Here is a 20,936-nt window from a genome sequence, read left to right as displayed (position 1 = left end):
CGAGGGGAAGGCTTTTTTATTCATCCTCCAGATACTGATCAATGGCCTGGAGGAGCAGCTTGGTCACCTCGTCCACCGTCTTGCCGGGGACCTGAGCGCCTGCGGTGGCGGCGTTGCCGCCGCCGCCCAGCTTCTCCAGCACCACCTGTACGTTCACATCCCCCATGCTTCGGGCGGAGAGAATGACCCGCCCCTCATTGTCAGGGAAGAGAACGAAGGAGGTGTCGATGCCCGAGATATTTAAGAGCTCGTCGGCGGCCTGGGCGGCGGTGATGCGGCCCACGGTGTGGTCCACCCGGGCCACGGCAATGCCGTCCTTGTACATCCGGGCGGTCTGGATGATGTCGTACTTGGCAATGGTGCCGTCCAGATCGTTCTGGAACAGCTTCTTCACGTCGCCGGTGTCGGCGCCGGAGCGGCGCAGGAAGGCCGCCGCCTCAAAGGTACGGCTGCCGGTGCGCATGGTAAACTGTTTGGTGTCCAGCACCATGCCCGCCAGCAGGGCCTCCGCCTCGATCTTCAGCAGGTCGGCAGGCTCCAGCAGATACTGGGACAACTCGGTGACCAGCTCGCTGGCGGAGGAGGCGTAGGGCTCGTGGAAGTTGAGGGCGGCGTCGGCGATATAGGAGGAGGCGCGGCGGTGGTGGTCGATGACCGCCACCTTGTGGACCGCCTCCAGCAGGTCCTGGCTCACCACCTGCTCGGGGCGGTTGGTGTCCACCACCACCAGCAGGCAGTTGGAGTCGGCCAGCAGAATGGCATCCTGGGGGGAGAGAAACACGTCCTTGTACTCGGGAACCTGGCTCAGCCGGTCGCTCATCTCGCTGGCCGGGTTGACCCCCGGCTCCCGTACGATATGGACCGGGGTGCCCTTTTTCCGGGCCATGGCGCATACGCCGGCGGCGGCGCCGATACAGTCCAGATCGGGGTACTTGTGGCCCATGACGAACACGGTGGAGGCGTCGGCCATCAGCTCGCCCAGGGCGTTGGCCATGACCCGGCTCTTCACCTTGGTGCGCTTCTCCAGCTCCTTGGTGCGTCCGCCGAAGAACTCGAAGTTGAACTTGTTTTTGACCACCACCTGGTCGCCGCCCCGGCTAAGGGCCATTTCCACCGACAGAGCGGCGTACTGGAACAAATCGCCCAGATTGTCGCCGTCCTTGCCAATGCCGATGGACAGGGTGGCCTGAATGCCCGAGGGGCTGGTCACCTGGCGCACGGTGTCCAGGATGGAGAATTTGCCCTCCTGGAACTGGGCCAGGAAGCGCTCCTCAAAGAGGAAGAGGTAGCGGTCCCGCTCATACCGGGTAAACACACCCTGGGCGGGGGCAACCCACTGGGCCAGCCGGTCGTCGATCTCGCTGCGCATAGCCGACTTGGCGCTGTCGTTGGCGCCCTTCATCAGCTCCTCGTAGTTGTCCACCGTCAGGATGGCCACCACGGGGCGGGTGGCATAGAACTCGTCCCGCACGGTGGCAAAGTCGGTAACGTCCACCCAGTAGGTGGTGGCCAGATAGCCTCTGGCTCCCTGCTCCTCGGTACGAACCAGATGGCCGAACACCAAAAACCGCCGGTCCCCGATGCGTACCTCGGTGGGGCACTCGGTCTTGCCCTCCATCAGCCAGCGGGAGGAAAAGTCGGGCACCGCCGCCGTGATCTTGGCGTCAAAGAGGTGCTCCCGCTCCCCGGTGATCTGGAGGAACCGGTCGTTGGACCAGATGACCTCGTCATTTTCCGGCCGGAAGATGACCATGGGCAGAGGGGCGTTCACCATGGTGTCCTTGGTGGCCGAGTCCATGTTGCAGGTCACGTTTTCGATGTACTTTAAAATCTCCTTCTGCCGCAGGGCATTGCTGCGGCGGAAGTAGAGGTAGAGAATGACCACCACCGCCAGTTCCGCCACCGCGGCGGGGACGGAGAAAAAGGCGGTAATGACGGCAAACACCACCAGACAGAGGAAATACAGCCTCAGACTGGGCTCTACCAGATGAGTTAGCTTATTCTTACGCATAGGGACCTCCCAACTGCGATCAAATACAAGATGACACGTTATTATATCAAACAAGAACGGCAAAAACAAGTGCGGCAGAACGGGTTTTCCTGCCTGTATGCCCCGGTGGTTGCAAAAAAGACCGGGGCGTGCTATCCTTGCGGGCAAGGAGGTGGGACCATGGAGGACCGTGAGATCCTGGCGGGCAGTGTGCTCTTCCGGGGCCTGGAGCCGGAGGAGGTAGTGCCGCTGCTGGGCGGGCGGCAGGAGGAGTACCCCGCCAACCGGGTGGTCATTCAGGAAGGGGAGCGGGTGGACCGGCTGGAGGTGCTGCTCTCTGGTACCATGCGGGCGGTCCGACTGGACGCCGACGGCTCGGAATTTCTTTACCAGCAGCTTTTTCCCGGCTATCTGGTGGCGGGGGAGGTGGCCTGCACCCCCAGGCGCACCAGCCCCTACTCGGTCTGTACTCTGGAGCGCTGTACCACCTGGAGCGTTCCCGTGGACCGGCTGAGCGACCCCGCCCTGCCGGCGGAGCTGCGGCTGGCCCTGCTGGGCAATCTGCTCCACTTCGTATCCAACCAGAACATCCGAAAATATTATAAAATTGATGCCCTTTCGGTGAAAAGCGCCAGACAGCGGATTTTGAAGTACCTGACCGCCCAGGCCGGGCGGTCGGGGAGCACCACCTTTACCATCCCCTTCGACCGGGAGGCCATGGCCAACTACCTCTGCCTCAACCGCTCGGTCCTCTCCCATACCCTGAAGGAACTGGAGGGGGAAGGGGTGCTCACCTTCTGCAAGAATCGGTTTACGCTTTTTCCAGAAAAGTTGTCCGGACAACATACCGGGTGAGGGGATTTTGGTATACTCGTGGCAAACCTTGGAGGTGTTTGTCATGAAGAAACTGGTATCCCTGACCCTGTCCGCCCTGCTGGCGCTGTCTATGCTGGCGGGCTGCTCCAACCCTGCCCCGGCGGAGACCACGCCGTCCGCCCCGGAGACAACCCCCGCCGCTGTGGAGACAACCCCGGCTGTTGCAGATCTCAGCGGCCACACCCTGCTGGTCTTCTGCGGCGCAGGCATGAAGGACCCCTTTGCTGAGATCGCCCAGGCCTTCCAGGATCAGACCGGCTGTACGGTGGAGGTGGCCTACGCCAACGCCGCTCAGATTCAGACTCAGATCAATACCGCCCAGGAGGGCGACTTCTTCATCGCCGGTTCCGAGGAGGAGGTCAAGCCGGTGGCGCAGCTGGTGGAGTCCTCCACCCCTCTGGTGCGCCACATCCCGGTGATCGCGGTGCAGAAGGGCAATCCGCTGAAGATCACCGGCCCCGCCGACCTGGCCAAGGAGGGGGTCCGTGTGGTCATCGGCGACCCGGAGGCCACCCCCATCGGCAAGATCGCCGTGCAGCTTTTTGAGGACTTCGGCATTACCGATCAGGTGGATATCGTGTCCAATACTGCCACCGCTCCCGCCATGACCACCGCTCTGGCCGCCGACGAGTGCGACGCCATCATCGTATGGAAGGAGAACGTCAGCGCCGACCAGGGGGAGATCGTGGACAGTGCCGAGATGGAGGCCTATGTCAAGACCATCCCCGCCGCCCGGCTGACCTGCTCGGCGGACGCTGAGGCTGCCGAAGCCTTCGCGGAATTTCTGAACAGCCAGACCGCCCAGGACATCTGGACCAGCTACGGCTATGAGCTGGCGGGATAAACGCCCCTTAAAACCCTTTGAGTGGGGCTTTCTGGTGCTGCTGCTGGCGGTGCTGCTCTATGTGGCGGCCAGCCTGTGGGGGGTGGTAGCCGGTGGCCTGCCCAATCTGGGCCGTGCCCTGGCCGACGGGGAGATCCGCTTTGCTGTGGGGCTGAGTCTGTGGACCACCACCCTGTCCACCCTGCTGTGCATCCTCATTGGAATCCCCTGCGCCTATCTGCTGGCCTTCACGCCCCTGCCCGGCAAGCGGTGGGCGGAGGCCCTGCTGGAGCTGCCCCTGGCCTTACCCTATCTGGTGCTGGGCCTGTGCCTGCTCACCCTTTTTTCCTCTCCCTTCGGCAAGGCCCTGAAGGAGCTGGGGCTACGGCTGGTGTTCGACCCCAAGGGCATTGTGGCGGTCCATCTGCTCATCAACCTGCCCTTTGTGATCCACCTGGCCGCCCAGGCTTTCCGGCAGATCGACCCGGAGCTCCCCCTCACCGCCCAGACTCTGGGAGCCACCCGGTTCCAGGCCTTTCGCTACATTACCCTCCCCCTGTGCCGCCCGGCCCTGCTGTCGGCCTTTCTGCTGGCCTGGAGCCGGGGCATGGGGGAGTTCGGCGCCACCCTGATGCTGGTGGGGGTCACCCGGCTGAAAACCGAGACCCTGCCCGCCAGCATCTACCTTAATATCTCTACCGGCGACAACGGCATGGCGCTGGCGGCGGCTCTGCTGCTGCTTTTGCTCTCCCTGGCGGTCCAGGGGGTAAGCCGTCTGGCCGGACGAAAAGGAAGGGATCTGTAACATGGACCGGCATACCCTGTACGAGACCCTGCGCGCCGCTCTGGCTGCCGCCCTGGAGGAGCACGGCCTTACCGGCTCGGCGGTGACCATCAAAGCCCGTGGGCTGACGCCGGAGGAGGCCATCGGCCACACCCAGCGCACCGACTACCCCATCCTCACCGGCAAGGAGGTCATGCTGATGGCCGACTTCCGGGGGGCGAAGGGCCAGGCCTTCACCGACGCCCCCGCCCAGTTTGAGGGGGCTTTGGACCAGGTGCTGGCTTTGGATCTGGAGGGGGACCCTCACAGCCGGGGGCTGTTCATCGCCACCCTGAACGCGGTGATGAAGTACCTGGGCCGGGCGGACAACACCGTCCACTGTAAGGACGGCGGGCCGGAGTTCTGCGCCCGCCACATGGTGGAGTGGGTGGCCGACCACTACGGCACTCCGAAAATCGCCCTGGTGGGTTTCCAGCCCGCCCTCATCGCCGCCCTGTCCCGACGCTTTCCCGTGAAGGTGCTGGACCTGAACCCGGACAACATCGGCAAGGTGAAGGACGGCTGCCCGGTGCTGGACGGGGAGGCGGACCGCCAGGCTGTGGTGGACTGGGCCGACCTGGTGCTGTGTACCGGCAGTACCCTGTGCAACGGCACCATTGTGGACTATCTGGATCTGGATAAAGAGGTAGTGTTCTTCGGTACCACTCTGGCAGGGGCCGCCCCCATTCTGGGGCTGAAGCGGGCCTGCTTTGCCGACCGGAGCCAGAAAGAGGCCTGACAGAGGCAAAAACAAAACGGCCGCCGAAAGGCGGCCGTTTTTGGCGTTGCGGGGAAGAGAATTCAAGGCAGGCGGCTGACCAGATAGGGAATAGCACGCTCGAATTCCACACCGTACCAGTTGGCGTCGGGAGATTCCAGGGTGCAGCGGATGGATTCCACCGTGTAGTCGGCGGCCAGGGCCAGGGCATCCCCCAGCTCCAGGCCACGCATGAGGCCGCCCACGCAGGTGGAGGCAAACACGTCGCCGGTGCCGTGGAAGCTGGCGGGCAGGTGCTGGGTGAAGTAGCTGCCGTACTGGCCGGTGACCTTGTCGTAATACATGACGCCCAGCTTGTCCGGCTCAAAGCTGACGCCGGTGAGGGCCACGTACCGGGGACCCAGGGCGGCCAGAGCCTGGAGCATCTCCTTAATATAGCCCTCGTCATGCTCCGTGCGGTAGGGCAGGTCAGTGAGCAGGCTGGCCTCGGTCAGGTTGGGCAGGATCAGGTCGGCTTTGGCGCACACCCGGGCCATCTGGGCGGGGAAGTCGGGCCCGAAAGCGGGGTAGAGCTTGCCGTTGTCTGCCATCACCGGGTCCACCACAATGAGGCTGCCCTCCCGCCGGAAGGCGTCAAAGAAGGCGCACACATAGTCGATTTGTTCCGCGGAGGCCAGATAGCCGGTGTAAACGGCGTCAAAGCCCAGGCGGCTTTCCTTCCAGTGGGCGGCAATGGGCTCAATCTGGTCGGTGAGATCCTTGCAGGTGAAGCCGGAGAACATGGTGTGGGTGGACAGCACCGCCGTGGGGACGATGGAGCACTCCACACCCATGGCCGAGATGATGGGCAGGGCTACCGTCAGGGAGCATTTGCCCAGGCAGGACACATCTTGAATGCTGACGATCCGTTTCAAGAACCGCACTTCCTTTCTGGTTTCGTTGGGTGCAGTATAACAGAGAAACTGACCTCATTAAAGCGTCACATATTGCTTTTTTAGTAAGGTCAGATCTGGGAAAAACTGCGTGAAGTCCGGTTTCTGCGGTTGCACATTGACACACAGGCGTATATAATAAATAAGATCTGGCGAAAAAGCCGGATCTCAGCAAAAAACCTACTATTGTATCACCATTTCCCCCTCCAGCGTTGTGTTTTGCGGTGCCGGACGGGGAGAGGAAGGAAGGAAACAGAGGCATGAACAAGCCTGTTCTTGTGGTCATGGCGGCGGGCATGGGCAGCCGCTACGGCGGGCTCAAGCAGATCGACCCCGTGGGGAGCCACGGCCAGATGATCATTGATTATTCCATCTATGACGCCCGGCGGGCCGGATTTGAGACCGTGGTGTTTGTCATCAAGCACCAGATCGAGGATACCTTCAAGGCCGCCATAGGCGACCGGCTCAGCAAAGTAATCGACGTAAAGTACGCCTATCAGGAGCTGGACGACCTGCCCGAGGGCTACGCTGTGCCCGCCGGCCGGGTGAAGCCCTGGGGCACCTGCCACGCGGTGCTGGCCGTCGGTCAGGTGGTGGACGGTCCCTTCGCCGTCATCAACTCCGACGACTACTACGGCCCCCAGGCTTTCCGGGAGATCTATCAGTACCTGGAGAGCCATCCCGACCAGCCCGGCTGCTATGAGTACGCCATGGTGGGCTACCGCCTGGGCAACACCGTCACCGAGCACGGCCATGTGGCCCGGGGCGTGTGCGCCGAGGAGGGGGACCACTACCTGAAAGAGGTAGTGGAGCACACCCACATTGAGAAGGACGGGGCGGACGCCCGCTATACCGAGGACGACGGCCAGACCTGGACCCACCTCAGCGGCGATACCATCGTATCCATGAATCTGTGGGGCTTTACCCGCAGCTTCCTCACCGAGGCGCAAGCCCGGTTCCCCGCCTTCCTGGACAAGGCCCTGGCGGAAAATCCGGAGAAGGGGGAGTACTTCCTGCCCAGCGTGGTGACTCAGCTGCTGGAGGAGGGCAAGGCCCGGGTGAAGGTGCTCCGCAGCGCCGACAAGTGGTACGGCGTCACCTACCGGGAGGACAAGCCGGTGGTGGTGGCTGCGGTAAAGGCCATGACCGAGGCGGGCCTCTATCCCGACGATCTGTGGGGTGTGTGCGACCATGGCGCCTGCTGAGCAGTACTTACAGGAGGCCCTGAATGCCTTTGACTTTGGAGGAGAAGTGGTGGGCGCGGTGCGGTTTGGCTCCGGCCACATCAACGACACCTTCTGCGTCCACACCCAGCCGGGGGAGGACCCCTGCCGCCGGTTTATCCTCCAGCGGATCTCCCGCAACGCCTTCCACCACCCGGAACAGGTGATGGCCAACATTGCGGGGGTCACCAACTACCTGAAAAAGGAGATTGCCGCCGAGGGGGGCGATCCGGAGCGGGAGACCCTCTCCCTGTGCATCGCCCGGGACGGCAGCTACTACCATACCGACCCCGAGGGGGGCGCCTGGCGGGTGTACCCCTTCCTGGAGGACACCATGTGCCTCCAGTCCGCCGAGACGCCGGAGCGGTTTGCCGCCTCGGCCCGGGCCTTCGGCAAGTTCCAGCGGATGCTGAAGGACTACCCGGCGGAGACTTTGTACGAGACCATCCCCCACTTCCACGACACCGAGGCCCGGCTGGCCCGGCTGAAGGAAGTGGTGGCCGCCGATCCTGTGGGACGAGTGAAGGAGGTAGGCCCCGAGCTGGACTTTGTAGCCGCCCGGGAGGCCGACTGTTCCGTGGTGCTGGAGGCCCTGCGGCGGGGAGAGCTGCCCCTGCGGGTCACCCACAACGACACCAAGCTGAACAATGTGCTGATGGACCGCAAGACCGGCGAGGCGGTGTGCGTCATCGACCTGGATACCGTGATGCCCGGCCTGTCGGTCAACGACTTCGGCGACTCCATCCGGTTCGGTGCCAACCACTGTGACGAGGACGAGCGGGACATGAACAAGGTCCACTTCGACCTGAACCTGTTTGATGCCTACACCCAGGGTTTTCTGGAGGGGGCCGACGGGGCCCTCACCCCCGCGGAGCTGGACTACCTGCCCTGGGGCGCCCGGCTCATCACCCTGGAGTGCGGCATCCGCTTCCTCACCGACTACCTGGAGGGGGACAAATACTTCCGTATCCACCGGCCCGGCCAGAACCTGGACCGGTGCCGCACCCAGTTCAAGCTGGTGGCCGATATGGAGGCCTGCTGGGACAAGATGTGCTCCGCGGTAGATAAATATCGATAAGAAATGAGGCGCCTTCCTTCTGGGAAGGCGCCTCGTTTTTTATGCGGGCTGGTTGACTACTCCGGCAAAGAGGGGCTGGCCGGCGGCGCTGGTGAGGACAAAGAGGAAGGGCCGGTCCAGGGTGAAGTCCACCTGATCCTCCGGCGGCATGGCCCCGCCGGCCGCGGCCATCACGGTGAAGGCGGCGGCGGTGACGCCCTCCTCATCCACCGCCACCCGGGCGGCGTGGGTGGCCTGAGTGACAGAAATGTCCTCCACAGCTTCCGTCATGGGAGTGAAGTCGGACACCGCCGGGTCAAACACGTCGGTGATCCCCATGGCCTGCAATCCCTCAATCAGATCCAGCTGGCCGGACACGTCAAATTTGGGCATGGACAGGTTGACTCTGAGGTACTTCTGGTTTTCCCATTCCCCGTTGGAGAGCAGGAACTCCATGACCTCCGGGTCGTCCAGCAGCTGATCTACGCTCACCCCTTCGTCGGGCAGGACCATCCACAGGGTACCGCCGTACAGCACGGACTTCCCCACGGCGGAGAACTGATCCCCCCAGCAGTAGTTGTTGGAGGAGGAGCTGTGCATGAAGTCGCACTTTACGTCCCCGTCGGGGGCGTGGAACGTGTCGGGGGCGGTGTTGTCCGGGTTGAACTCCTGGGACCACCGGCCCTGGTAATAGACGGTGGTGGCCAGGGCCAGCACGGTCTCCGGGTCCAGGCTCATCTGGCCTGCCGCCTCCTTCAGCAGCCCGCCGGTCTGGTCGTTGAGCCACGTTTGCAGGGCCTGGTCCAGCTCGGCGGAGCCCATCTCCCCCTGGTAGGAGGAGGCGTAGTAGGTGTCCGCCAGGGTGTCCAGGGTGGACTGGTTAAAGGGTACATCCTCATTGAGCCACAGGGAGGAGGCCAGCACGCTGGTCAGCATCCCGTCGTCGCTGTAGTTGGCGTTCCATAGGGCCCTGGCCTGGGCCCGCAGGGTGTCGATGCTGTCCTGCCCCAGCAGGTCCAGGATCTGCTGGCGGCTGCTGCCGTCGGTGAGTTCTGCCAGCATCCCCAGAGCGAAGTAGATGTTCAGGGGGGAGCACACCTTGTTTTCTGTCCCACTGCCCCCCAGGAACTGGCGCAGGGTAGCGGTATAGTATCCCTCCAGCCCGCTGTCATAGCCCTCGGGCTGGTTCAGCTGGGCCTTTTGGCTGGTCCGCCAGGTGTCGTAGTCGGCGCTCCAGCGGTCGGAATCCAGGGAACCGTCGGGGTTGAGATAGTCCATCTCGTTGGGGTAGGGGGCCATGTCCGGATACTCCGCCACCGCCAGGGCGGAGGCCTGGCCTGTCAAAGGGCTGCCTCCGGGCCACAGCACAATGCCGATGACGATGGCGGCGGCTGCCGCCACGGCGGTAAGCCCCATCCACAGGGGGCGGCGGTGAGGCGCTTTTTGGGGCGGTTTGTCTGCCTGAGCCACCAGCTCCGGGTCTACGTGCTCCAGGCTGTCCAGCAGATCATCCGCTTTCATACCGTAAATCCCTCCTTGGTCAGGTGGTCCCGCAGCCGCTGCCGGGTGCGGAACAGGGTGGTTTTCACCTTGCTCTGGGTGAGCCCGTATCGCCGGGCGATGGCGGCGATGGGGTCAAAGAACCAGTACCGCCGCAGGAAAAGGTTCCGGGGCTCCTCGGGCAGGGCTTTGAGGAAGGCGTTCAGGCTCTCGCCCAGGGCCAGCGCGTCCACAAGCGCCTGGGTGTGGTCAGGGCCGGGGAGGCAGTCCTCCAGCTCCTGAGTGAGAGCGGTGAGCCGGGCCAGGAAGGGAAAGAGGTAGTCTCTGGGCTGGTGGGGCGGAATGCTGTCCCAGGCCAGCAGGTAGGCGTCGTTTTCGCACTCCTCCACCGTCAGCCGGTCGGGCAGCAGCCGGAAGCCCAGCTGCCGCAGGCGGCTGCCGTACTTGTCCGATGCCGCCCGGATGCCTCCCTCGTCCCGGGTCAGAAATAAGGTCACAATCTGGGCGTCCTCCACGGTACTCACTCCTCTCCTGTGGGCTGGTGAAAAGGCCTTTCACCCCTGTCAGCGAGTTGGGAGGGGGAAAGGTTACAGTCAGAACTAATTTTTATGGGAAAAAGGGGCCTGCCGCTGGCAGGCCCCTTTTATTCAGATCTGAGGGAAAGGCTGAGAAATCAACTCCCCGGCGCAGTAGCGGGCGGCGATGTTCCGGTCGTCCCCGTCATAGAGGAACTGCTCCAGCCGCTCGAAGGGAGTGCGCTCCACCAGGGCATCCAGAGCGGAGGGGCGGAGCACCAGGGCGTCAAATTCGAAGCCGGGCAGGAAGGCCCCTACCTGACCGAAGAAGGAGCCCGCGCCCCGGGTGGCCAGATAGAAGGCTTCCGTCAGGGAGAGGGGGGCCTGGTCGGGGTGGTTGAGCCAGTTCAGCTTGGAGGCCTGCACCGTGGCGGTTACGCTGCGGCTCACGTTGGCGGTGTGGCCACCGGCCACGTCGCTGGCCACGCAGCAGCGCAGCCCCTGCCCCAGATCCTGCCGCAGAGGCATGATGCCGCTGGACAGGTTGGTGTTGGACAGGGCGCAGTGGGCCAGCATGACCCCCTTGTCCCGGAGCAGGGCCTTCTCCCCGTCGGACAGGTGGATGGCGTGGGCCATGATGGTCTTGTCCTGCCGCAGCAGGCCGAAGTGCTCATACACCTGGGTGTAGGTGGGGATATCCGGGTGGAGCTGGGCTACCCAGGCCACCTCGCTGGGGTTCTCCGACAGGTGGGACTGGATGGGCAGATCATACTTCTCGCCCAGTCGGCCCAGACCGTCCATCAGCCTGGCCGTGGTGGAGGGGACGAACCGGGGGGTGAGGATGAAGCCGGTGCGGCGCAGCGCTTCCCGGCTGCGGCAGATCAGCTCCTCGGTGTCTGCCAGGGAGGCGTCGGTGTCCTCCCGCAGGTCGTCCGGGGAGTTGCGGTCCATGTTCACCTTGCCGATGAGGCCCCGGAGGCCGGAGGCCTCGGACAGCTCCATAAGACGCCAGGCCGCGTCCTTGTGGATGGTGGCAAAGGCGGCAAAGCGCAGGGTGCCCACCGCCCACAGATGGTTGAGGAAGGCCTTCCACGCCCGGTCGGCAAAGGAAGAATCGGCAAAGCGGGCCTCCGCCGGGAAGGTATAGGTCTCCAGCCAGGGCAGCAGCTCCTTGTCGTAGCCGATGCCCCGGTTAATGATCTGGGGGGCGTGGATATGCAGGTCGGTAAAGGCAGGGATGATCAGGGCGTCCCCCCAGTCCTCCACCGGCTGGGCGGCGTACTGCGGGGGCAGGGTGTCGTACAGCCCCACAATGGTTTCGCCTTCAGAGACCAGATAGGCATTTTGGCGTACCTCCAGTTCTCCCAAAGCAGGGGTGTGGAGGAAGGTTCCTTTCAGGATCATATGGTACTCCTTTCGGGATTAGCGGAGTTTAGGGCACCAGTTCCACAGTATAGCCCAGCTCTTTCAGCCCGCTGACAATACCGCCGGGGTCCACCATGTGGCCCGCACCCACTGCCATAAAGTAGGTGTGGCTCCCCTCGGTCTCCAGATAGCCTGCGGCGGCCTCAATCATGCCGGGGTCCCGCTGGGTGAACAGCTTGGAGTTGAGCTCGTCGGTGCTGTTGATAATGGCGGCCTTGTCATAGACCTTGGAGAAGGCCTCCGGGTCCCGGTCCTTCCAGGCGGCGAACATGGCGGAGAGCATCTCCTCCTGTGCCTGGAGCGCCTCGTCGATCTCGGGGGAAGTGGCGGCGCCGGACAGGGTGGCCTCAAAACCAGCCAGAGCGGAGTCCAGATAAGACTCCTGATACTCGGGGGAGAGACCGTCAAAGATGCCGCCCTGGAAGGCGTAGGTCTCCACCGCGCCGATGGCCTTGCCGGAATTGACGGCGGCGGCGTTCACATAGAGGTCAATGGCCATGGCGTTGCTGCCGGTGGTGTCGTCCTGCATGGACAGGGTGGAGAAGGTGGAGGCCAGAGCCCAGGGCTTATAGGCGTCCAGCCCGTTGGGGGCCATGCCCAGGGCGGCAGCGGCGGCCTGTACCCGCTGATAGAGCTCGGGGCTGATGTGGTCGGCCAGAGTGGTGCCATCCTGATAGGTCTGGAGGCTCTGAAGCAGGGCGATACCCTCCTGGTCGTTGAGATCCAGCTCAAAGATGACCTCCTCGGAGGCCTGAATGGCGTCCCGGAGGGACTTGTGGAGGGGATAGACGTTGTCCCGGTCCAGATGTATGGTGCCCAGCAGATACAGGGTATTATCCCCGTTGGTGGCCTTCCACAGCAGGCCCTTGGAGCCGGCGTCCTGCCCGTCATAGATGGCCAGAATCAGCCGGTTGGCCATGACCATGGCCTCCTGATAGGTGCAGGTGCGCTCCTGGGCCAGGCTTGCGCCGTCTCCCTGGACCACGCCCAGCCCGGTCAGAAAGGCCTCCGGGCCCTCCTCCACGCCGGGCAGGTCATAAGTGGCCGCCTCTTGATACAGGGCGTTCATCACGCCGCCCCGGGTGGTGTCTACCACCAGGCCCACGGCGTCTGCCGTCCGGGGTTCCAGCTCCAGCAGGGCCAGCTTGTCGGCCACTACCTTGGTCATGGACTCCAACTGCTCCATGGTCACCGGGCTCTGGATATAGGTGGTGTAGTTATCGTCCACCAGACCCAGGGCGTAGCTGTCGGCCAGCTGGCTTACCGCCCAGGAGGAGGGCTGCTGAGGCTCCGCCGCCAGCGTGGGGAGGACCAGCAGAGCGGCGGAGAGCAGACCGGCCAGTGCTTTTTTCAACAGATTCCGTCTCATAGAGATGCTCCTTTCCTTGTACGGGGCACTGTGTTTATGCCAGACTGAGGCTGGCGATGTACTGTTTAGCGGTTCTGGGGGTTCGGCCGGGATGTCTCATCTCCCAGCGGTCGGCGCCGGTGCGGAGGGTCTCCCGGTCCATGGTCACGCCGTACAGAACGGCCATTTTTTCCACCAGGTCCAGGAATTCAGCCTTGTTCAGGGCCAGATAGGGGATACGCAGGCCGAACCGCTCGGCCAGAGAGGTCTTTTCCTGGATGGTCTCGCTGGCGTCCACCTCGTCCCCCGCCCGGTCGGAGAAGGTCTGCCGCACCAGATGGCGGCGGTTGGAGGTGGCGTAGATGGCCACGTTGGCGGGACGGCGCTCCAGACCGCCCTCCAGGATGGTTTTCATGACAGAATAGGTGGTGTCGTCCTGATCGAAGGCCAGATCGTCGATAAACAGGATGAACTTGAGCCGCCGCCCGCCCAGCTTCCGGATGAGCCGGGGCAGATCGGCCAGCCCCTCCTTCTGTACCTCGATGAGCCGCAGGTCCTCAAAGCCGGGCTGGGAGAGCAGGCTCTTCACCGTGGCCGACTTGCCGGTGCCGCTGTCGCCGAAGAGCAGCACGTTGTTGACGTGGTGACCCTCCAGCATGGCCCGGGTGTTGGCAATGACCTGGTCCCGCTGGAGCTCGTAGCCCAGCATCTCGTCGGGGCCGGGACAGTCGGGCTCCTCCACCGGGAAGAGCTGGCCGTCCTCCCACAGGAAGGCACGGCTGCGGGCGAAGAGGCCGGAGCCGTGGGCACGGTAGAAATCGGTGAGCCCCTCAAAGGTGAAGGGACAGCCGGCGGGCCACCGGGGCAGGCCCTCCAGCACCGGCAGCAGGGCGGGGTCGGCCTTCCGGGCCATGGCGGCGATGAGCTGCCCGCAGTCCAGCTCACACAGCTGGGCGAAGATGGCCACGTCCCGGCGGGCGGCCTCCTCCAGGGCGGGGTCTGACCCGCCCTCCTCGGCCAGCCGGGCGTAGGGGGACTCGGTATAGCGCAGCTGGTCGTACAGCCAGTCCCCCAGGCCGGGATACCGGCCCTCCCGCAGGGTATAGAAGAGACTGGCGTAGGCCTCCGCCGCGCCGGCAGCGTCCCCTCCGGCCAGCTTGTCCAGCAGCGTGCGTACCAGACCCAGCTCAGGGGTGTCCAGAATATGTCGATAAGCGGCCACGCCCCCCAGGGCGAAGCGCAGGGTTTCCGTTGTCATAATGGGTGCCTCCTTGTCTGTATCCATTTTATGCGCGGGTGGCCCTGCTGTCAATGCAAAGGCTTGACTTGCGCTCCGGTTTTCCGTATGCTTGAGGAAACGAGCATGGAGAAAGGAAGTCTTGTTTATGCTGTTACAGGAGCAGCGGGAGCAGGTGGTGGAGTACGGCAAAAAGCTGGTCACCACCGGCCTCACCGACGGAACCTTCGGCAACCTCAGCGTCTTTGACCGGGAGAGCGGCCTCATGGCCATCAGCCCCTCCGGTATGGACTATTTTGCCACCACCCCGGAGGACGTGGTGGTGACTGACCTGGAGGGCAAGGTGGTGGAGGGCAAGCGCAAGCCCTCCAGCGAACTGGACCTCCACCGGCTGTTTTACCAGCGGCGGCAGGATGTAAATGGGGTGGTCCACACCCACTCCACCTTCGCTACGGTGCTCTCCTGCCTGCGCTGGAATATTGAGCCGGTCCACTATCTGGTGGCCTACGCCGGGCGGCAGGTGCCCTGCATCCCCTACTATCCCTTCGGCTCTCTGGAGCTGGCCGAGGCGGCCTGGGAGGGGATGAAGGAGGAGTACAACGCCTGCCTGCTGGGCAATCACGGCCTGCTGGCGGTGGGGGGCAGCCTGTCCTTCGCCTTTGACGCCGCCCAGCAGCTGGAGTTTCTGGCCAAGGTGTACTACTACACCAGGCAGGCCGGGGGCGGCGTGAACCTGACTCCGGAGGAGCTGGAGGCGGTGCTGGGTAAGTTCCAGAGCTACCGCCAGGCCTGAGCCTTGCATTTTAGCCCGGTTCAGAGTACAATCTGGACTGGAAACCAAGAGAGAAGGAAGTGAACCAATGGATCGGGAGGAAGCCTTTGAATTTCTGGACCGGACCGCCCGGGGGATCGCGGAGATGTTTGGCTCCACCTGCGAGACGCTGGTCCACGACATGGGGGACCCCAGGCACCCCATTTTATCCATTTATAACGGCCATGTATCCGGCCGGACGGTAGGCTCCACCATGGACATCCTGGGCACCGCCAAGGAGCTGGACCAGGACGCCTTGGTCACCGATTTCGTCAACCTCTACGCCACCACCCCCTCGGGCCAGCAGATCAAGAGCAGTACCTTCCACCTCATCGGGGAGGACTTCAACCTGGCCCTGGGCATCAACTTTGACTACAGCTCTCTGGTCTATGCCAACCGCATTCTGGTGGACCTGATGAGCGCCGAGGCCGACCTGCAAAGCGCCATGTGGCACGGCGGGGAGGGTCAGCTGACCCAGATCTTCGAGGAGTGTCTGGCGGCGGTGGGCAAGCCGGTGAATGTATTGACCAAGCGGGACCGGATGAAGATCATTGCCCTGTTGGACCAGAAAAACGCCTTTTCCTTCCGCAAGTCGGTGCCCTTTGTGGCCAAGCGGCTCCAGGTGTCCCGGTATACGGTGTACAAGTACCTGGGGGAGCTGACCGGCGCCGCCGGCGGAGATGAAGAACCCAAGGAGGAATAAGTTCCATGTATCAGGATCAAATCAACGCCTATTTTGACGACCCGGCCCGCCGGCAGCAGCTGGTGGAGGCCATTTCCCGGCTGGTGCGTATCCGCAGCGTCCGGGAGGAGGCCCAGCCCGGGATGCCCTTTGGCCCAGGCCCCGCCGCCGCCCTGGCGGAGGGCCTGAAACTGGCGGAGGAGCTGGGCTTCTCCGTCAAGAACTACGATAACTATGTAGGCACTGTGGACTTCAACGATCAGGAGACCCAGCTGCACATCCTGTGCCACCTGGACGTGGTGGGGGAGGGCACCGGCTGGACGGTGACGGAGCCCTATGAGCCCATCGAGGTAGACGGGATGCTGTACGGCCGGGGCACCGACGACGACAAGGGCCCGGTGGCCGCCGTGCTGCTGGCCATGCAGGCCGTCAAGGACCTGGGTGTACCCCTGAAGAAGAATGTCCGGCTGCTGCTGGGCACCGACGAGGAGAGCGGCTCTGAGGATATCGCCTATTATTATAGTAAGGAGCCCTACGCCCCCTGCACCTTCTCCCCCGACGGCGAGTTCCCCGTCATCAACCTGGAGAAGGGCAGCTACAAGCCGGTATTCACCAAGACCTGGGCGGCGGAGAGCGCCACCCCCCGGGTGAAGGAGTTCCACGGCGGCTTCCGCATCAACGTGCTGCCTCCCGAGGCGGAGTGCGTGGTGGCCGGCCTGTCCGCCGAAGCGGCTCAGCCCTACTGCGACAAGGCTGCTGCTGAGACCGGCGTCACCTATGTGCTTACCGAGCGGGGGGATGACCTGCACATCCTGTGCAAGGGCAAGGGCGCCCACGCCTCCACCCCGGAGGAGGGTGTCAACGCCATCACCGGCCTGATCCATCTGCTGTGCGCTCTGCCCCTGGCCAAGGTGGGTTCCACCGCTGCCCTCCATGCCCTCAACGCCCTCTTCCCCCACGGGGACTGCGCCGGTAAGGCTCTGGGCATTGCCCAGGCCGACGAGATGTCCGGTCCTCTGACCCTGGCCTTCTCCCTGCTGGAGCTGAACGACACCGGACTGTCCGGCCAGTTTGACAGCCGGGTGCCGGTGTGTGCCAATGAGGATAACTGTAAGGCCGTGACTGAGGCTGCCTTCGCCAAGTTCGGCTTTACTGCCGAGGGTGGGATGCAGGCCCCCCATTATACCCCCGCCGATACCCCGCTGGTCAGCACTCTGCTCAAGTGCTACGAGCAGTACAGTGGCCGGAAGGGGGAGTGCCTGGCCATCGGCGGCGGCACCTACGTCCACGATATCCCCGGCGGCGTGGCCTTCGGCTGCGCCATGCCCGGCTTCAATGGCAATATGCACGGCGCCGACGAGCACACCTGCATTGCCGACCAGCTCACCGCCGCCAAGATCTTCGCTCAGGCCATCATTGACCTGTGCGGCTGATGGAAATCCATTGATTGGGTCAAAAAGGCCGAAATCTCCAAACAGGGGATTTCGGCCTTTTTTGTGGCTACCTGACGGCTACCCGCTGGCTACCAGTAGCCGGTTAAAAAAGTGGAAAGCCTTGCAGCACAGCCTGTTCTTGAAAAACTCGCAGGATGTTCCCTCCTCATGGTCAAATCAAATAAGGAGGAATTCCAAATGAGAAACCTCAAGAGGACTCTCAGCCTGGCTCTGGCCGCTGTTATGCTGATGGGCATGATGGTCGTGGGCGCCGGCGCTGCGAGCAAGGATTTCACTGATGCCAGTGAGATCAAGAATGTTGAGGCTGTCGACGTTATGGTTGCTCTCGGTATTCTCGAGGGCGGCGATAAGGGCGACTTCCAGCCCAACACCATTCTGACCCGCGAGCAGGCTGCAAAGATCATCACCTATATGCTGCTTGGCTCCGACGCTGCTGAGAAGCTGACCACCAACTCCGCCGTCTTTAAGGACGTGGCTGCTGATCGTTGGTCCGCTCCCTACATCGGCTACTGTGTGAACCTGGGCATCCTGGCCGGCGACGGCAACGGCAACTTCTTCCCCGAGGGCAAGCTGACCGGCGCTGCTTTCGCCAAGATGCTGCTGGTTGCTCTGGGCTATGATGCCAAGATCGAGAAGTACGTGGACAACGAGTGGGTTATCAATGTGGCCACCGACGCCATTGCTGCGGGCATCGTTCCCTCCGGCCTGGTGCTGACCGATAACCTGTCCCGTCAGGACGCTGCTCAGATGGCTTTCGAGACCCTGAAGGCCGACATGGTGAAGTACGATGGCAAGGGCAGCGTTACTGTGGGTGACATCACCATCAACCAGAACGCCAGCGCTGAGAAGATTGCTGCTTCCAGCAAGTCCGGCTACAAGACTTCCGGCAACGACGAGTATCAGCAGTTCTGTGAGAAGTACTTCACCGATCTGAAGCTGAACGAGAACTCCAACGATGACTTTGGCGCTCCCGCCAGCAAGTGGACCTACAAGAACAAGGTTGTGGGTACCTATGCTCAGGCTGCCGATGCCACCTACAGCGAGGAAGTGCAGTCCAAGGAGCTGTACTCCGACCTGGGTCTGGACACCACTGTGAAGGCCGACGTGATTAAGGACGGCAAGACCGAGGGCACCTTCACCATCCAGAAGGGTAACACCACCGACAAGATCGGCGGCAAGGGCATTGTTGTCAATGCTTACGCTGACGACAAGAACAACGTGACCCTGGTTGTGATCAACACCTATGTGGGTGAGGTCTCCAAGGTTACCGCTGCCAAGGGTGACGAGAAGGCCTATGTCACCGTGGACGGCATGAAGTACGAGACCGAGAACTTCGCTAAGGACGACGTGGTCCTCTACACCAAGGCTGACGGCGTCATTCAGAGCATGGCTCTGGCTGAGAAGGTCGAGGGCGTTGAGGTTACTCGCGTTAACGGCACCTCCAGCTTTGTGGCTGACGGCACCACCTACAAGTTCAACAGCAACGTGACCTTCTCCGATGACGTGAAGGTTGACAGCGTTCTGGACCTGTATCTGGACAGCTACGGCTATGTCATGAAGGTAGATGTCTCCAAGGCTTCCAGCGACTACGCCTATGTGGTTGACACTGGCGCCAGCAAGGGCATCTACAGCAACGAGGACAACTACTATGCCAAGCTGGTCCTGGCCGACGGCACTCAGACCGAGGTCACCGTGGACGGCGACAAGCTGACCGGCAGCGGCTTTGACGATAAGAAGGGCAATCTGGATAATCTGAAGGGCGATATCGTGGAGTACACCAAGGACTCCAAGGATCTCTACACTCTGAAGCATGTGGCTGAGCACGCTACCGGTAAGGTGGAGATCAAGAAGGGCGAGTCCGCCATGACCTTTGGTAGCGGTAGCGGTAATACCAAGTACGCCAACAGCAAGACCATCTTCATTGTGCAGTCCGGCACCGACAGCAAGGCCACCTATGCCACCTACACCGGCTACGCCAACGTGCCCAGCATGAACAGCAGCAACGGCACCTACACCGTGTTCTGCAAGAGCGGCGATGTTGCCACTATTGTGTTTGTCTCCGGTGTTGCCACCAGCTCCAAGGACATCGTCTACGTCCTGGCCTCCAAGGCTGGCGTTAAGGTCAACGACAGCGATGCCGGTACCTACTGGGAGTACAAGGCTGTTGTCAACGGCGAGATCACCACTGTTAAGATGAACAAGGAGATTACCGGTAACGACAGCAAGGACGTGCTGTACAGCAGCATCTCCTACGCCGACAAGGACAATGAGATCCTGGATACCGCTGCCTGCGTGCCCTACACCACCGATAAGGGCGACAACTATGCCCTGAAGGATAAGCAGGTCACCGCTGAGGCCAAGGACGGTATCATCGGCATCGGTGGCACCAACTACGCTCTGTCCTCCGAGGTGGAGCTGTACGCTGTCACCACCAAGGACAAGATCGAGACTGGCGCTCTGGCTGACGTGGCCAAGAACGCTACCGTGACCGCCATCGTGAAGAACGGCGAGGTCGTCGCTATCTTCTACGGCGTGACCGACGAGGGCCCCATCGGCCCCGGCGTGGGCGACACCTACAGCGTGTCCCTGGCCAAGGATCAGGATGTCTCTTCCACTCTGAAGCTGACTGTGAAGAGCACCAACGACTCTGACAATGCCAAGTTCACCTACAAGGTGTTTGCTTTCAAGCTTGGCGCTAATAAGGACACCGCCATTGAGGTCAGCGCTGGTGAGAACACCCTGGCTAACGGTGCCAAGACTGTCGAGGCCATCAAGAACACCAGCAACGATCAGGTGTACTACGTTGTTGTGACCGTGGGCGGCGAGACTCTGACCACTTCTACCGTCATCGGCGGCTAAAAAGCGGTCCCGTCAGAACAACTGACACTTTATAGCAGCGGCCCCGCTCCTCTGGAGCGGGGCCGCTTTTTTAACGAAAGGCGATATAGTGATAGGTGACCCCTGCAGTGTTAAATCCGCGTCCTTGGGAGAAAGCATCACCATTGATTTGAAATCCCGAGGGGGTCATATAAAAAATCCCCTCTCGGACCCAGGTACTGCCGGTGTTATCAAATGCACATTGGATCTCCCCGGTACCCAGGGCGAATTTATAAATATAATGGTCACCCGTGGGATCGCAGTTGAACAGATACAGCAGCGACGGCTGAAAGGCAAGGGGGATATTCTGCAGCCCCGTGCCGCCGTCCCCGATATAACTGCCCAGGACAAAGACCTTTTTGTCCTCGCCGTATTTTTGGGAAGCCAGCTGGAAAAGGGCCTCATCCACCTTGCCAAAGTCCTGGTTGAAGTCTGTCCGCAGGAAGGGGTCCGACGGTTTCCACTGGTGCAGCTGATAATGTTCCGTATAGCTTGCCATGCACATTCCTCCTTGTTTTTGCTTGGACCGTTATGATCCATCAACAGCGCCAGACGGCGATCTGTTGCACAGGCAAAAAACAACTGGCAGACTGCCGGCAAGGAGTGCCCTTGCGGAGCGTCTGGCTATTGGCATGGGACGCAAAA

Annotated in this window: 18 protein-coding genes; 10 read left to right on the top strand and 8 right to left on the bottom strand. The window is 62.4% G+C overall.

The window, feature by feature from the left end; genetic code table 11:
• Positions 1-16: 16 nt before the first annotated feature.
• Positions 17-2,011 (bottom strand): DHH family phosphoesterase, encoded by a 1,995-nt coding sequence (locus B5G42_RS10445; protein ID WP_087189227.1) that lies wholly within the window; start codon positions 2,009-2,011, stop codon positions 17-19.
• Positions 2,012-2,170: 159 nt separating this feature from the next.
• On the opposite strand from B5G42_RS10445, the gene B5G42_RS10440 reads away from it, so the two are divergent.
• The 4 genes from B5G42_RS10440 to B5G42_RS10425 are packed head-to-tail and all read left to right on the top strand — an operon-like array spanning position 2,171 to position 5,251.
• Entirely contained in the window at positions 2,171-2,845 is a 675-nt protein-coding gene (locus tag B5G42_RS10440; protein ID WP_162611078.1) for a Crp/Fnr family transcriptional regulator, read from the top strand.
• A 43-nt stretch (positions 2,846-2,888) separates the two neighbouring features.
• Positions 2,889-3,710 (top strand): molybdate ABC transporter substrate-binding protein, encoded by an 822-nt coding sequence (gene modA, locus B5G42_RS10435; protein ID WP_087269961.1) that lies wholly within the window; start codon positions 2,889-2,891, stop codon positions 3,708-3,710.
• Positions 3,694-4,494, top strand: coding sequence for an ABC transporter permease (locus B5G42_RS10430; RefSeq protein WP_087269958.1), 801 nt, complete (start codon positions 3,694-3,696; stop codon positions 4,492-4,494). Before modA ends, B5G42_RS10430 begins: the two co-directional genes overlap by 17 nt.
• Before the next feature lies 1 nt (position 4,495).
• Positions 4,496-5,251 (top strand): Rossmann-like domain-containing protein, encoded by a 756-nt coding sequence (locus B5G42_RS10425; protein WP_087269955.1) that lies wholly within the window; start codon positions 4,496-4,498, stop codon positions 5,249-5,251.
• A 62-nt stretch (positions 5,252-5,313) separates the two neighbouring features.
• Here B5G42_RS10425 and B5G42_RS10420 read toward each other — a convergent pair whose 3' ends face one another.
• Positions 5,314-6,153, bottom strand: coding sequence for a pyridoxamine kinase (locus B5G42_RS10420; RefSeq protein ID WP_343286697.1), 840 nt, complete (start codon positions 6,151-6,153; stop codon positions 5,314-5,316).
• A gap of 269 nt (positions 6,154-6,422) precedes the next feature.
• On the opposite strand from B5G42_RS10420, the gene B5G42_RS10415 reads away from it, so the two are divergent.
• Complete coding sequence (locus B5G42_RS10415; protein WP_087269950.1) at positions 6,423-7,367, top strand: nucleotidyltransferase family protein; 945 nt, start codon at positions 6,423-6,425, stop codon at positions 7,365-7,367.
• Positions 7,354-8,463 carry a phosphotransferase enzyme family protein gene (locus B5G42_RS10410; protein WP_087269948.1) on the top strand — a complete coding sequence of 370 codons (1,110 nt, stop codon included), beginning with the start codon at positions 7,354-7,356 and terminating at the stop codon, positions 8,461-8,463. Before B5G42_RS10415 ends, B5G42_RS10410 begins: the two co-directional genes overlap by 14 nt.
• Positions 8,464-8,502: 39 nt before the next feature.
• Here B5G42_RS10410 and B5G42_RS10405 read toward each other — a convergent pair whose 3' ends face one another.
• From B5G42_RS10405 to B5G42_RS10385, 5 genes are all read right to left on the bottom strand, one after another.
• The gene (locus B5G42_RS10405) at positions 8,503-9,963 is read right to left on the bottom strand and encodes a serpin family protein (RefSeq protein ID WP_087269945.1); all 1,461 of its coding nucleotides are present in this window, start codon (positions 9,961-9,963) and stop codon (positions 8,503-8,505) included.
• Positions 9,960-10,466 carry an RNA polymerase sigma factor gene (locus B5G42_RS10400; protein WP_242961199.1) on the bottom strand — a complete coding sequence of 169 codons (507 nt, stop codon included), beginning with the start codon at positions 10,464-10,466 and terminating at the stop codon, positions 9,960-9,962. The genes B5G42_RS10405 and B5G42_RS10400 overlap by 4 nt, the downstream gene beginning before the upstream one ends.
• A 123-nt stretch (positions 10,467-10,589) precedes the next feature.
• Complete coding sequence (locus B5G42_RS10395) at positions 10,590-11,861, bottom strand: amidohydrolase family protein (RefSeq protein WP_087269939.1); 1,272 nt, start codon at positions 11,859-11,861, stop codon at positions 10,590-10,592.
• A 28-nt stretch (positions 11,862-11,889) separates the two neighbouring features.
• Positions 11,890-13,251 carry a TraB/GumN family protein gene (locus B5G42_RS10390; protein WP_087269936.1) on the bottom strand — a complete coding sequence of 454 codons (1,362 nt, stop codon included), beginning with the start codon at positions 13,249-13,251 and terminating at the stop codon, positions 11,890-11,892.
• Positions 13,252-13,285: 34 nt separating this feature from the next.
• Entirely contained in the window at positions 13,286-14,488 is a 1,203-nt protein-coding gene (locus B5G42_RS10385) for an ATP-binding protein (protein WP_087269933.1), read from the bottom strand.
• Between the two features lie 127 nt (positions 14,489-14,615).
• Between B5G42_RS10385 and B5G42_RS10380 the strand changes: the two genes are divergently transcribed.
• From B5G42_RS10380 to B5G42_RS10365, 4 genes are all read left to right on the top strand, one after another.
• On the top strand, positions 14,616-15,260 hold the full coding sequence (locus B5G42_RS10380) for an L-fuculose-phosphate aldolase (protein ID WP_087269931.1): 645 nt from the start codon (positions 14,616-14,618) through the stop codon (positions 15,258-15,260).
• Positions 15,261-15,327: 67 nt separating this feature from the next.
• Positions 15,328-15,981 carry a helix-turn-helix transcriptional regulator gene (locus B5G42_RS10375; RefSeq protein WP_087189213.1) on the top strand — a complete coding sequence of 218 codons (654 nt, stop codon included), beginning with the start codon at positions 15,328-15,330 and terminating at the stop codon, positions 15,979-15,981.
• A gap of 5 nt (positions 15,982-15,986) precedes the next feature.
• On the top strand, positions 15,987-17,393 hold the full coding sequence (locus tag B5G42_RS10370; protein WP_087269928.1) for a Sapep family Mn(2+)-dependent dipeptidase: 1,407 nt from the start codon (positions 15,987-15,989) through the stop codon (positions 17,391-17,393).
• Positions 17,394-17,591: 198 nt separating this feature from the next.
• Positions 17,592-20,273, top strand: a complete 2,682-nt coding sequence (locus B5G42_RS10365) for an S-layer homology domain-containing protein (protein WP_162611077.1) — start codon at positions 17,592-17,594, stop codon at positions 20,271-20,273.
• A gap of 70 nt (positions 20,274-20,343) precedes the next feature.
• Here the strand turns inward: B5G42_RS10365 and B5G42_RS10360 are convergent, their stop codons facing one another.
• A complete protein-coding gene (locus B5G42_RS10360; RefSeq protein ID WP_087269922.1) occupies positions 20,344-20,790 on the bottom strand; it encodes a hypothetical protein in 447 nt (148 codons plus the stop codon).
• Positions 20,791-20,936 lie beyond the last annotated feature (146 nt).

This window comes from Flavonifractor sp. An91, assembly GCF_002159225.1.
Classification (GTDB): Bacteria; Bacillota; Clostridia; order Oscillospirales; family Oscillospiraceae; genus Flavonifractor; species Flavonifractor avicola.
The sequence above is the reverse complement of the archived record's forward strand: the minus strand, read 5'-3'. Positions and strand labels throughout refer to the sequence as shown.